This window comes from Amycolatopsis sp. GA6-003, assembly GCF_046267895.1.
Classification (GTDB): domain Bacteria; phylum Actinomycetota; class Actinomycetes; order Mycobacteriales; family Pseudonocardiaceae; genus Amycolatopsis.
The window spans coordinates 1,790,331-1,803,460 of record NZ_CP176499.1 but is presented as its reverse complement, the minus strand read 5'-3'; the positions used below and the strand labels follow the sequence as shown (position 1 = coordinate 1,803,460).

Below are 13,130 nucleotides of genomic sequence, written 5' to 3'. Positions count from 1 at the left end.
ACACTCACGACCCACCTACGGCAGCCGCGTGTGCGCCGCCCCCCTCGCCAGCGCCCCCTCTACCTCCTCGTCGCTCAGTCCCGCCGCCGCCAGCACTTCCCGGGTGTCCGCCCCCGGCGGCCGCGGCGGCTCGGCGGCCCGGCCCGGCGTCCGGCCGAGCTTCACCGGCACCCCGACGCCGCGATACCCGTCCCGCTCGACGACCATTTCCCGATGCCGCACCTGCGGAGCGTTCATCGCCTCCGCGATGTCGTGCACCGGGGAAGCCGGAACCCCTTTGGCCAGCAGCAGTTCAGCCAAAGTGTCCCGATTGTACTGTCCGATCAGGACGCTCAACTCAGCGCGCAGCGCGCCGACATTGGCGACCCGGTCGGCATTCGAAGCGAATCGAGGGTCGGAAGCCAGCCCGGGCGCGCCAAGCACGTCGACCAGCGCGGCGAACTGCCGGTTGTTCCCCGCCCCGACGAAGAAAGGCCCGTCCGCCGTCGAAAAAGTCTCGTAGGGCGCGATCGACGGATGCGCCGAACCAGTCCGCTGCGGCACCGCGCCGTCGGCGAGCCACGCCGCGGAATGCGGATGCAGCAGGCTGATCACGGTGTCCAGCAAGGAGCAATCCACCAGCTGCCCGAGCCCGGACCGCTCCCGTTCGTGCAGCGCCAGCAGGATCCCGGAAAACCCGAGCACGCCGGTCACCACGTCGACCACCGGCACCCCGATCCGCAGCGGCGGCCCGTCGGCCTCGCCGTTCACGCTCATCAGCCCGCCGTACGCCTGCAGCACCGCGTCGTACCCGGGCAGCCCGCCGAGCGGCCCGTCAGTGCCGAAACCGGTGATCCGGCAGTGGATCAGCGCCGGGTGCTCCGCCCGGATCGTCTCGTCCGGCCAGCCCCAGCGCGCGAGCGTGCCCGCCTTGAAGTTCTCCACCACCACGTCCGCCCCGGCGAGCAGGGTGCCGAGCAGTTCGCGACCGTCCGGACCGGACAGGTCCAGCACGATGTTCTTCTTGCCCCGGTTGAGATTCGCGTAGTACGCACTCGTCCCCTCGGACAGGAACGGCGGGCCCCAGCCCCGCGTCTCGTCTCCCGAAGGCGATTCGACCTTGACCACCTCGGCCCCGTGGTCGGCCAGCATCTGCGTGCAGTACGGCCCGGCCAGCACCCGCGAAAGGTCCAGCACCCGCAGCCCGTCGAGCGCGCCCATCAGTACGACCTCGGCAGCCCGAGCACGTGCTGGGACACGTAGTTCAGCACCATTTCCTGGCTGATCGGCGCGAGCCGCAGCAGCCGCGCCTCCCGGAAGTACCGCTCCACGTGGTACTCCCGTGCGTAGCCCATCCCGCCGTGGGTCTGGATCGCCTGGTCGGCGGCCTGGAACCCGGCGTCCGCGCACAGCCATTTCGCCATGTTCGCCTCCTTGCCGCAGGACATCCCGCGGTCGTAACGCCAGGCGGCGTTGCGGGCCATCAGCTCCGCCGCGTCGAGCCGGGTCGCGGCCTCGGCGAGCGGGAACGCCAGACCCTGGTTCTGCCCGATCGGCCGGCCGAACACCTGCCGTTCCCCGGCGTAGCGCACGGCCCTTCGCAGCGCGGCCCGGCCGATGCCGAGCGCCTCGTGCGCGAGCAGGATGCGTTCCGGGTTGAGCCCGTCGAGCAGGTACCGGAAGCCCTTGCCCTCCTCGCCGACGCGTGCCGATTCCGGCACCCGCAGCCCGTCGATCAGCACCTCGTAGGACGACACCGCGTTGCGGCCGAGCTTGGGGATCGCGCGCAGCTGCACCGCGTCGGATTCGATGTCCACGACGAACAGCGACATGCCGTCGGTCGGCTTCTCCACCTCGTCGCGGGGGGTGGTGCGGGCGATCAGCACCATTTTCTGCGACTGGCCTGCCTTGGTGATCCAGACCTTCCGGCCGTGCACGACGTAGGAATCGCCGTCGCGGCGGGCGAAGGTGGAGATCCGCGTGGTGTCGGTGCCCGCGTCCGGTTCGGTCACGCCGAAGCAGACGTGCAGCGAACCGTCGACCGCACCGGGCAGGATCTCCCGGCGCATTTCCTCGCTGCCGTGCTTGACGATCGTGTTCAGCCCGAAGATGGTCAGGTGCATCGTGCTGCACCCGTTCATCCCGGCCCCGGACGCGGCCACTTCTTCCAGCAGCAGCGCGGCTTCGAGGATGCCGAGCCCGCCGCCGCCGTACTGCTCCGGGATCGCCATGCCGAGCCAGCCCGCCGAGGCGAACGCGTCGTAGAACTCGCGCGGGAACTCGGCCCGTTCGTCGCGTTCGGCCCAGTACTCGTCGGGGAACCGGGCGGCCAGCTCGCGCACGGCGCGCCGGATGTCCTCCTGGTCTTGGCTCAGCTGGAAGTCCACAGTGCTGCTCTCCATCGTGCGTATATGAGAACGCTAAGTTCGGATATACGTCCAACGTAAGGCGGCGCGCGGTTCGGGTCAAGCGCCGTTCCGGGCGGTCGGCGCGATAGGGTTCGCAGATACGAACGCAGGGGAGGCTGGCATGACCGAGTCGACGGCCAAGGCGCACCGGACGGTCGGCCGCGTCACCAGCATCCTGGAGTGCGTCGCGCGGCAGCCCGGAATGCGGCTGCATGAGCTGGCGGTGGCCCTCGACGCGCCGAAATCCTCGGTGTTCGGCCTGGTCAAGGGGCTGGTGTCGACCGGATACCTGATCGAGGCGGACGGCGCCTACCGGCTCGGTCCGGCACTGGGGAACCTGCTCACCGGCGGCCTGCCCGGCATCGCGACCGCGGCCCGGCCCGCGCTGGAGGAGCTGCGGCGCCGGTTCGGGGAAACCGTGATGCTCGGCGCCGCGGTCGGGGATTCGCTGATCTACGTGGACGCGGTCGAGTCCGAGCAGCCGATCCGCTACTCCGCGCCGCTGCGCACCCGGCGGCCGCTGTATCCGCCGAGCGCGGGCAAGATCTTCCTCGCGTACTGGTCGGCTCGCCGGCGCGAGGCGTACCTGAAGTCGGTGCTCCCGGACGACGAGCGCGTGCGGGCCGCGATGGACGAACTCGACACCGTGCGGGCGAAGGGAGTCGCGCTCAACCGCGGCGAAACGCTGCCCGACGTGAGCGCGGCGGCCCGGCCGATCCTGGTCGACGGAGAAGTCGTCGCGGCGATCGCGGTGGCGGGCCCGACCCCGCGGATTTCCGGACGGCTGCCGGAGATCGGCGACGCGCTGGCCGGCGTCACGGCGGCGGTCGTGAAGCGCTGGGAAGCCGCGCGCCAGGGCTGAGCCCGAATTCCCGAAGCCCCTTGACCGGTGTGTTCGCGGTCTCTTAGCATCCGGATATACGCATCAAGCGTTCCCAAATACGCACGCAACGGCGCGCGCAGGCTGGCTTCCGCTCGCCCGTGCCCCAGTTCCGGAGAGCAGGACCATGCCCAGTGTTGTGGACGACGGCGTCGGAACGACCCGGAAAGCCCCGCGCGGAGTCGGGGTGGCGGTGATCGTCGGCTCCGCGCTCGAGTGGTTCGACTTCTACCTCTACGCCTCGATGGCCGCGCTGGTCTTCGGCCACGTGTTCTTCCCGCCCGGCAACGACGCCGCGGCGACCATGGCCTCGGTCGCGACGTTCGCGGTCGGCTTCCTGGCCCGTCCGGTCGGCGGCATCGTGTTCGGCGCGCTCGGCGACCGGATCGGCCGCAAAAAGGTGCTGTCCTGGACGTTCGTGCTGATGGGCGTGTCCTCGGCCGGGATCGGCTTGCTGCCCGGCTACGCGAGCGCCGGGCTTCTCGCGCCGGTGCTGCTCGTGGTGCTGCGGCTGCTGCAAGGACTCGGCGCCGGGGCGGAATTCGGCGGCGCGATCGCGGTCGCCTACGAGCACGCCGATCCGCGCAAACGCGGCCGGCAGGGTTCGTGGCCCGCGCTGGGCGTGAATGTCGGGCTGCTCGTCTCCTCGCTCGCCGTCGCCGGACTGACCACTTTGGACAAGGAGTTCCTGCACGGCTTCGGCTGGCGGATCCCGTTCCTGGCCAGCTTCCTGCTCGTCGGCGTCGGACTGTGGGTGCGCCGCCGGGTCCCGGAGACCCCGGAGTTCGAGAACCTGGTGCGCAGCAAGAAAAACCGGCCGCGCGGCTGGGCGAACCGGCCGCTGGTGAAGCTGTTCCGCAGCGACTGGCGCGCGCTCGCGGTGGTCATGGTGATCACCATCGGCTACAACGGCGTCAGCTATGTGTTCAAGACGTTTTCGCTGGCCTATCTGACGAATTTCCGCGGCGTGCCGGCGAATGTCGGCGCGCTGGGGATCAGCATCGCGAGCGGGACGGCGATCGTGACGGTGCCGATCGCCGGGTGGATCAGCGACCGGATCGGCGCGAAGAAGGTCGTGGTCGCCGGCGCGGTGGCGACCGGGTTGCTGGCGTTCCCGTTCTTCTGGCTGCTCGACACCGGGGTCAACTGGTACATCTGGCTCGGCCTGGTCTTCGCGACCGGCATCGTGGTCCCGGCGATGCTGTCGGCGCAGGGAGCGTTCCTGGCCAAGCAATTCCCGGCCGAAGTCCGTTCGACCGGCCTCGGCACCGGCCGCGAGGTCGGGGGAGCGGTGTCCGGCGGGCTCGCGCCGCTGGCCGCGCTCGCGATCGTGGAAGCGTCCGCGACGCACGCGACCTGGGGAGTTTCGCTGCTGTTCCTCGCGGGTGCGCTGTGCATCGGGCTCGGCGCGTTGGCCGATCAGAGCCGCAACGCGCTCAACTGAGCCGCGGCCACCGGGTGCGGGTCTTGGGCAATTCCGGCCCGTACACGGCTTCGGCGACCGAGCGCTTCAAGTTCGCGCAGTGGTGCAGGACGTGCGCGGGAAAACCGTTGCCGGCAGGGCGTTCCGGCGGCTTCTCGGCGCCGGCGGCAACGAGTGTCCATCCTGAACCGAGTTCGAGGAGGCTCCGGTGTTTCGTGGTGTAGTACTCCGGAGAAACGTCGATCGCCACCCCGGTCGCACCCGCCGCGGCGGCGACCAGGTGCAGGTGGAACCGGCTGGAGATCCACGTCTGTCCGGGCGCGAGCGGAAGGCCGCGGCGCCAGACGTCGCGGAACGGGTGGAACTCCGCCCCGGGCAATTCGGGTTCCAGCAAAGCGAAAACCTCGCGGTCGACGCGAGGAATCCCTTCCACCACAGCGAGTTCGCCCGGCGGAAGCCGCCACTCGCGCACCAGATCGAGCACCTGCGCGGCGAGCGCGGACGGCCGCTCGGCGCCGATGTCCGATTGCACGCACAGGACGAACTCCCGCGACGTGGGCGTGGTCGGCGGATGCGGGTCGAGGAAAACATCGTCGCAAGACCGTTCGACGCCCGCGACACCGTGCAGGAGTTCGGCGGACGGATCGTCGCGGACGTCAACGACGTCGAACCGCTCAGCGAGCGCGCGCAACAGCACGGCCGCGCCCGCCGGGAACGGGACGAAACCCTGTCCGGTCATCGCCGAACGGGCTCCGGAACGCTGCGCGGCCGCGGCCGCCCCGGCGACCAGTCCCAGGTGCCGGGGCCATAACGCGTTGACATAGCCGCCGCCGAGCAGATGCACGACGTCGAGGTGCCCGAGCAATTCGATGCCCGCGTCCCAGCGCGGCGCCCGGCCGGGGTCGTGCACCGCGGCTCGCACCCAGGACGCGACTTCCCACGGATCGTCCGACGGTGCTTCGCCGCACAGCCGCCACAAGGTGTCGGTGCAGCGCAAACGCGGGTGCAGATCGCCGAGCAAATGCTGCGCGGGCCCGGGCGAATGCGTATCGAGCCAGACTTCGGAGTCCGGTTCGGTGCGGGCCAAGCGGCGGATCCAGGCCGCGGCGATCAGTTCGTCGCCGAAGTTCGGATAGCCGCTCGGCCCGACCAGGTAATGCCGGCGGGGAGACGGGGAACGGGTCACGAAGCGACGCTGAGCTGCGTGTCCAACGCCTGGTCGCCCTGCGCCTTTTCGTTGCCGCTCGGCTCGCTCTGGATGCGGTCCTTGGCCACGCCGTCGGCCTCGAGCGCGCTCGAGATCGCCTGCGCGCGCTCCTCGGAAAGCTTCTTCGCCTTCTCCGCGTCCGGGTAGCCGGCGTGGGTCACGACCTTCAGCTTGACGTCGTTGCCCTGCATGGCTTTCGCGATCGCGGCGAGGCCTTCCTTGGCCGGGCCGGTCAGTTCCGCCTTCTCCGGCTCGAACTTGATCGGCGAGGCCTGCGACGCCTGCTGGATCGCGGCGGTGACCGCCTGCGCGGCCGGGCCGCCCTGCCCGGGGGCTCCGTTTTCCCCGGACGCGCCGTTCTGGCCCGATGCGCCGTTCTGCCCGGACGCGCCGTTCTGCCCGGCGTCGCCGGACTGGTTGGCTCCGCTGGGCTGCGCGGCCGCGCTGGACTGGGCGGTGTTCTGCCCGGACGCTCCGGATCCGGACGAGTCGTTCGATCCGCCCGACCCGCACGCGCTGACCAGCGCGACGACGGCTGCGGCCCCGACGACCGCCTTGACGAGTGCCCTCTGCATGGGAATTGCGCTCCTTCGGCTGGGTTCGCCGGGATCTGAACACGGGGCCGGGGCGGCGGCAACCGGGGCGCACCCCGGCGAACGCGCCGAGCGACGGCGCGGTTTCGCGCCGTCAGCAGGGCGGGGGCGGCGGCTCGCGGCCCGGTTCGCCCGCGCTGACATCCACCCGGGTGAGGGACCCGTCAAGTCCACAAAGGACAGTAAGATCGACGCGCGCCTCACTGGTGTATAATGTCCTATTCAGCGGCGCGTCGGGGCGATTTGTCCGACCTCGCCGACGGCCGCCCGGAGGCGCGCGTCCGGACCATTCGGGCTTGAGAAGCCCCGCGAGCGGCCGCGGATTCCCGGGGTGCATCTCAGGGTGTTCCCCGATGCCGGGCAGTTGCGGCCGCCAGCATGCTGAGCGATGTGACCCTCATAACGCGGAAAGCCAGGGCGGCGGCGCCCGCGATCGCCGCCGGTGCGCTGGCTTTTTCGCTGGTGCCGATCCTTCTGCTGCATCTGGTCGCGGCGGGCACGATCGACCCGGTTCGCGACGTCATCAGCGATTACGTCTTCCCTCCCGGCGGAGCGGTGCTGCTGGCGGCGGCCTCGCTCGGGCTGGCCGGAGCGTCGCTCGCGGTCCGGCACGCGCTGCTCAAACAGGGCTTGCCGAGCCGAAGCCCGGAATCGGTGCTGATCGCGTTGTGGGCGGCCGGATTGGTCCTCGCGACGTTCTTCCCGACCGATCCGACCGGCGCGGAGACGTCGTTTTCCGGTGCGGTGCACCGATACGCGGGCGCGGCGATGTTCGTGTGCCTGCCGCTGGCAGGATGGTTGCTGGCACGCCGCCAACCGGAAGCGAAGGCGGTGCGCTGGCTTTCGCTGGCCTCCGGCGCCGCTTCGCTCGCCTTTTTGCTGGCCCACGCGCCATTGCTGGAGCAGTCCGTGCCCGAGTTCCTGGGATTGTTCGAGCGCGTGCTGTACGCCCTGCTCTACGCACAGCTTTTCGCCGTCGCCGCGATGGCGCGAGCCGAGGTGGCCTCATGACGATTCTCGCCATCGCGCTAGCCGTGCTCGGCGCGGTTTTCTTTGCCACCGGCGCACTTTTGCAGCACGGCGTCGTCACCGGCCTGTCCGGCCGGCCGCGGCTGCGCGAACTGATCCGCGCGCCGCGCTGGCTCGGCGGCCTTGGGCTGCTCGGTGCCGGGGCGGGCGTGCACGCGGTGGCACTGGGGATGGCTCCGCTGACCGTCGTGCAGCCGGTCGGGGTCATCGCCGTGGCGATCACCGCGATTCTCGACCGGAGGCGGCGGGAGCTGCCCGCCGTCGCGGTCACCATGCTCGGCGTCGGCACGTTCGTGACCGTCGCCGCGGGCAGCACCACGAGCACCGAAGTCGGGGCCGACGCGCAATTGCGGGCGGCCTTGCTGGTGCTGGGGGCCGTGGCGCTGCTGACGCTGATCGGCGCGCTCGCTTCGCGTCCGTCGATCCGCGGACTTTGTTTCGGCGCGGCCGGCGGCGCTGCCTACGGCTTCGTCTCGGTATTGATGCGAGCCGTTTCCCTCGAAATCCGCGAGGGAACCGTCGACTTCGGCACCGCGGTGTCCGTCGCCGCGATGGTGACCGCGCTGCTGGTCGGCGGCTGGCTCGTGCAGTTGTCTTACCGGTGCGGCCCGCCGCATCTCGCCGTCGCTTGCCTGACTGTCGTGGATCCGCTGGTCGCGGTGGGCCTCGGCGCCGGGGTGCTGGGGGAAGCCACCCGCCTCGACGCCGCGGCGACCGCGGTCGCGCTGACCGCGGCGGTGCTGGCGGTCGGCGGCGTCGCGGTGCTGAGCCGCGGCAGCTCTTCTTCCGTCCACTCCACCAGATCGGAGCACCCTGTGAACGACGACCGGGCTTTGCGCATCGTGGTCGCCGCCGAAACCTATCCGCCGGACGTCAACGGCGCGGCGCAGTTCGCGCACCGGCTCGCCACCGGGCTCGCCGGCCGGGGCCACGAGGTCCACGTGCTCAGCGTCGACCCGGAGGGCCCGGCGCGCACCGAAAGAGACGGCGACGTCGTGGTGCACCGCGTCCGGTCGCACCGCACCCCGTTCCACCGGACCTTCCGGATCGGCCTGCCCTGGGAGGTGAGCAAGGACGTCGCTGCGCTGCTGGAGGAGCTGCAGCCCGACCTGGTGCACGTCCAGGCGCATTTCGTGGTCGGCCGGTACGTGCTGAAGCACGCCGCGGCGATGGGCGTCCCAGGCGTGGCGACGAACCATTTCATGCCGGAGAACCTGTTCGGCCACGTGCGAGTGCCGACGTGGCTTCGCGGCGCGGCTTCGCGGTGGGCCTGGCGCGACCTGACGCGCGTCTTCTCGACGGCCCGCGTGGTCACCGCGCCGACGCCTAGGGCGGTGGAACTGTTGCACGACAACGGTTTCCCGAAGCGTGCGATCCCAGTGTCGTGCGGAATCGACATCGCTCGCTACCGGTCGCGCACGGTGCCTCGATCCTCCGGCGATCCGACGGTCTTGTTCGTCGGGCGGCTGGACGAAGAGAAGCGCGTCGACGAACTGCTGCGCGCGGTCGCGCTCGTACCCCGGCTGCGCGCGGAGATCATCGGCGACGGTTCGTGCCGGGCGGACTGGGAAAAGCTGGCCGGCGAACTCGGAATCGCGGACCGGGTCCGGTTCCGCGGGTTCGTGTCCGAAGAGGACTTGCTGGACGCCTACGCGGCGGCGGACCTCTTCTGCATGCCGGGCGTCGCCGAATTGCAGAGCCTCGCGACGATGGAGGCGATGGCGGCGGGCAAGCCGGTGGTGGTGGCGGACGCGATGGCGCTGCCGCACCTGTGCCGTCCGGGGTACAACGGCTGGCTGTTCGAGCCGGGCAACGTCGGGCAGCTGGCCGAGCGGCTGCACGCGGTCGCCGCGGATCCGGCGACGAGGGCGCGGATGGGGGCGGCGAGCGGCAAGCTGATCGCCGGGCACGCGCTGGAGTCCACTTTGGACGCGTTCGAGGCCTGTTACGCCGAGGCGATGGGCCGGGTCGCGGCGGTGCCCGCGGCCGCCTGAGATTTCTGGGGGAAGAGGGGGGATGGCCGGGTTCGCCGGACTAGGGGAGGGATCCGGCGAACCCGGCCGGGCTCAGGCCAGCGTAATGGCGTAGAGCTGGACGCGCGGGTCGTTCGGCAAGCTCACCGACTGGACGGTCTTGCTTCCGTCCACTGTGGCTGCGAGACCGAACAGCCGCACCGGCGGACCGTCGACCCCGCTGCCCGCCTTGATGCGGTGCGGCAGGTCGAGCACGACGGTCGTGCCGGACGGCGTCGAACCGGCCCAGTCGCCGAACGTCACCGGGAGATCCGCGCTGGATCCGTCGCTGTAGTGCACGGTCAGCGACGTGGACACCGGCCCGTTGTGCGAAGAGCCGATCAGCCGCACCGCCTGGTGCTTTCCGGCGGGCAGCAGCAGCGATTGCCCGCGTGCTTCCACGAAGTTCGCCGCGGTGCCGGTAGGGTCTGGTGCCGCATAGGTGACTCCATTGTGGACGAAGGTTCCTGCTGGCGGCAGCAGGTCAGCGTCGTAACTCCAGCCGCTGCCGTCGAAGTTGCCCTCCGTGGACGCCGTGACGGTCGCGGTCCCGTCGTGATTGCGGTCGTGGCTGAGATCGACCGCGCACTGGGTTCCGGAGGTCGCCGCGCACACCGTCGGTTCCCGGACTTCGATGCTCGCGGTGCGGGTGACGGTGTTCGCTCCCGGCCCGGATGCCTTGAGCTGCACCGAATACGTGCCGACTGGGGTGTTCGCCGGAACGGTCACGGTCACCGGTGCGGTCTTCTGGGTCGGCAGCCGGAAGGACCACAACAGCTGCAACGGTTCGGTCTGCACCCGCCAGCCAGACGGTGCCGACGAGGTCACGAAGACCGGCTGGGTCCCGGGATTCTGGCCCAGCACGTCCAGGCTCAAGTGGACTGTCTGCGATGAAGATTGCTGAGGCAGCACAACGGAACTCGGCCGCAGCGTCGCGTCCACGTGCCGACGGAGATCGCCGGCCGCCTTGTTCACCGACGGCGGTTCCGTGCCCGGCTGCGTGCCCCAGCGGGACGGCGTCGCACCGACCTGGTAGGCGAGATCGCCGCCGTGCGCGACCGCGGACCAGTCCAGCCAGGTCTGCCGGATGTCGCGCCCGTTGAGGGAAACGCTTTGCACGTAACGGTTCGTGTCGCTCGCACCCGGCGCGGTGATGGTGAGCGTGCCGCCTTGCCGGCCTTCGTACTGTCCGATCCGGACAGTCGCCGAGGCGAACTGCGGACTGGACACGGCGAGGAAGTTCGCGCCGCTCATCGTCGGGTAGAGGCCGAGCGAGGAGAAGACGTACCAGGCGGACATCGTGCCGAGGTCGTCGTTGCCGGTCATGCCGTCCGGTCCGGTGGTGAACAGCGTCATCGCGGCACGGACGACGGTCGCGGTCTTCGCCGGCGCGCCGACCCAGTTGTACATATACGGGGAAAGCAGGTCGGGTTCGTTGTTGGGGTTGTAGGTGGCCTTGGCGTAGTAGTCGTACGGGCTGGCGATCCAGTCCTTGCGCGCGGTGCCCGCCGGGTCCTTGAGCAGATTGTCGTAAGCGAAGAAGGAATCGAGCCGCTTTTCGGTCGCCTGCCTGCCGCCCATCAGCTCGGTGAGCCCGGCCGGGTCCTGCGGGACCAGCCACTGGTACTGGTAGGCGCCGCCTTCGTGGAACTGATGGTCGGCGTCGACCGGGTCGTACGGCGTGAGCCAGGTGCCGTCGGTGGTGCGCGGCCGGAACTGCTTGTCGGCGGCGTTCCACACGTTGCGGTACCACTGTCCGCGGTCGGCGAACATGCGCGCGTCGGATTGGTGGCCCAAGCCCTTGGCCATCAACGCGAGCGCGGCGTCGGCGGCGGAGTATTCCATGGTCGCCGACGTCGGGTGCTCGCAGTCATTGTCGCCGCCCTTGGCCGCGCAGTCCTTGCCGAGCGTGAGTCCGCTCGGGAGGTAGCCGCGGTCGTTGTAGTACTTCACGCCGGAGCGCCCGTTGTACGGCGAATCGGCGGGTGGCGTACTGGTCGCGTTCTTTTTGAGCAGCGCGTACGCCTCGTCCTCATGCCCGGCCAGCAAGCCCTTCGACCACGCTTCGACGAGGAACGGCGTCACCGGGTCGCCGGTCATGATGTTGGTTTCGCTGCCCGCCAGCGCCCATCTCGGCAGCCAGCCGCCGTCGCGGCCGATCGCCAGCACGGACAGCGCGACGTCCCGGGCTACCTGCGGTTCCAGCATCTCGAGCAGCTGGTTCTGCGGGCGATAAGTGTCCCAGAGCGAGAAGTTCTGATACGGCGTGTAGCCGTTGGCGCGGTGGACTTTGCCGTCGAAACCCGCGTAATCGCCGTTGAGGTCGCCAGCCAGGTTGGGGTGCAGCTGCGCGTGATAGAGCGAGGTGTAGAAGGCGGTCTGCCGTTCGGTGGTGCCGCCGCTGATCTTGATCGCACCGAGCCGGTCCGCCCACTGCTTGCGCAACGCGGCGCGGGTGGCGTCGAAGTCGTAGCTGTCGCTGGTTTCCTTCGCCAGGTTGTCCCGCGCGCCAGCCAGACCGGTGTAGGAAAGCCCCACTTTCAGGACGACATCGTGGTCCGCGCTGGCGTCGAAGCTGACCCACGCGCCATTGCCGCCGGTGCCCGCGGCGTCGCGGCTGCCCGCGGTGCGGGTGCTGCCGCGCCAGGTGCCGTAGGAGGCGAACGGACGGTCGAAAGTGGCGGTGAAGTAGACGGTGTGCTCGTCGTGCCCGGCGCAGAAACCGCCCGCGCGCACGCGACCCTCGAGGGTCCGGTCGCCGACGACGTGGATTTCGGAATCCTTCACGGACTGGTTCGCCTGGCCGGTGTTGAACAGCACGTTGGCCTGGCCGGTCGACGGGAAGGTGTAGCGCTGCCAGCCGGTGCGCGGGGTAGCGGTGAGCTCGGCGCCGACGCCGTATTTCTTCAGCCCGACGCGGTAGTAGCCGGGTTCGGCCTTCTCGTCGTCGTGGCGGTACTCGGATTTGTAGGAGTTCTTGTCGACGGAATCGACGGCCCCGGTGGTCGGCATGACCGGCAGTTCGCCCATCACCCCGCAACCGACTCCGGAGAGGTGGGTCTGGCTGAAGCCGTAGATCGCGTTCTGCTGGTAGTCGTAGCCGCCCTGGCCGCCGGTGTCCGGGCTGACCTGGACCATGCCGAAGGGAGCGCTGGCTCCGGGGAAGGTGTTGCCGAAGTTCTGCGTGCCGACGAACGGGTTGACCAGCGACACCGGATCCGCCGCCGCGGCCGCGCTCGCCGGCGTGCCGGCCACCAGCCCGGCCGCCGCGAACCCCGCCGCCGCGACCGCGGCCACCCGTCTCTTCTGCGACCACATGGACGCGCTACCTCCAGGGCTGACAACGTTGTCATCGTGCGAGCCGATGCGAAGACGACCGGCTGGTGAGCAGCTTGTCATCCCGCCGAGGGTTTGAGAAGGCCGACAACGGGACAGCTTCCGGGGTGCCCGTGGGGTGCGTCGAGTTCGCTGGCCGAGGCGGGTTGCGCAGCTCTGCTGAGGTCTGGGAGGGGAACCCTGGGGGGAATCAGCGTCCGTGCAGGCTTCTCTCACAGACCTCCGCGCCGTGCGCAGCCGGACGGTTGGTGTCTGAGTCCGTG

At 70.1% G+C, this 13,130-nt stretch carries 9 protein-coding genes; 4 read left to right on the top strand and 5 right to left on the bottom strand.

What is annotated here, in order from left to right:
- Window positions 1-15: 15 nt before the first annotated feature.
- The gene (locus F9C12_RS07615) at window positions 16-1,200 is read right to left on the bottom strand and encodes a CaiB/BaiF CoA transferase family protein (RefSeq protein ID WP_409465328.1); all 1,185 of its coding nucleotides are present in this window, start codon (window positions 1,198-1,200) and stop codon (window positions 16-18) included.
- Window positions 1,200-2,381, bottom strand: coding sequence for an acyl-CoA dehydrogenase family protein (locus tag F9C12_RS07610; protein ID WP_409181281.1), 1,182 nt, complete (start codon window positions 2,379-2,381; stop codon window positions 1,200-1,202). Before F9C12_RS07610 ends, F9C12_RS07615 begins: the two co-directional genes overlap by 1 nt.
- Window positions 2,382-2,508: 127 nt before the next feature.
- On the opposite strand from F9C12_RS07610, the gene F9C12_RS07605 reads away from it, so the two are divergent.
- Together F9C12_RS07605 and F9C12_RS07600 are read left to right on the top strand one after the other, a co-directional pair.
- The gene (locus tag F9C12_RS07605; protein ID WP_409181280.1) at window positions 2,509-3,249 is read left to right on the top strand and encodes an IclR family transcriptional regulator; all 741 of its coding nucleotides are present in this window, start codon (window positions 2,509-2,511) and stop codon (window positions 3,247-3,249) included.
- 145 nt (window positions 3,250-3,394) lie between these two features.
- Window positions 3,395-4,711: an MFS transporter gene (locus tag F9C12_RS07600; protein ID WP_409465327.1), complete on the top strand. Its 1,317-nt coding sequence runs from the start codon at window positions 3,395-3,397 to the stop codon at window positions 4,709-4,711.
- Here the strand turns inward: F9C12_RS07600 and F9C12_RS07595 are convergent.
- Together F9C12_RS07595 and F9C12_RS07590 are read right to left on the bottom strand one after the other, a co-directional pair.
- Window positions 4,704-5,876 carry a polysaccharide pyruvyl transferase family protein gene (locus F9C12_RS07595; protein WP_409465326.1) on the bottom strand — a complete coding sequence of 391 codons (1,173 nt, stop codon included), beginning with the start codon at window positions 5,874-5,876 and terminating at the stop codon, window positions 4,704-4,706. The two genes, F9C12_RS07600 and F9C12_RS07595, sit on opposite strands and share 8 nt — an antisense overlap.
- Window positions 5,873-6,472: an OmpA family protein gene (locus tag F9C12_RS07590; RefSeq protein WP_409465325.1), complete on the bottom strand. Its 600-nt coding sequence runs from the start codon at window positions 6,470-6,472 to the stop codon at window positions 5,873-5,875. The genes F9C12_RS07595 and F9C12_RS07590 overlap by 4 nt, the downstream gene beginning before the upstream one ends.
- Before the next feature lie 408 nt (window positions 6,473-6,880).
- Here F9C12_RS07590 and F9C12_RS07585 point away from each other — a divergent pair, with 408 nt between their 5' ends.
- Together F9C12_RS07585 and F9C12_RS07580 are read left to right on the top strand one after the other, a co-directional pair.
- Window positions 6,881-7,501 carry a DUF998 domain-containing protein gene (locus F9C12_RS07585; protein WP_409465324.1) on the top strand — a complete coding sequence of 207 codons (621 nt, stop codon included), beginning with the start codon at window positions 6,881-6,883 and terminating at the stop codon, window positions 7,499-7,501.
- The gene (locus tag F9C12_RS07580; RefSeq protein WP_409465323.1) at window positions 7,498-9,513 is read left to right on the top strand and encodes a glycosyltransferase; all 2,016 of its coding nucleotides are present in this window, start codon (window positions 7,498-7,500) and stop codon (window positions 9,511-9,513) included. Before F9C12_RS07585 ends, F9C12_RS07580 begins: the two co-directional genes overlap by 4 nt.
- A 72-nt stretch (window positions 9,514-9,585) precedes the next feature.
- On the opposite strand, the gene F9C12_RS07575 is transcribed toward F9C12_RS07580, so the two are convergent.
- Window positions 9,586-12,849 (bottom strand): GH92 family glycosyl hydrolase, encoded by a 3,264-nt coding sequence (locus tag F9C12_RS07575; RefSeq protein ID WP_409465322.1) that lies wholly within the window; start codon window positions 12,847-12,849, stop codon window positions 9,586-9,588.
- Window positions 12,850-13,130: the final 281 nt, after the last annotated feature.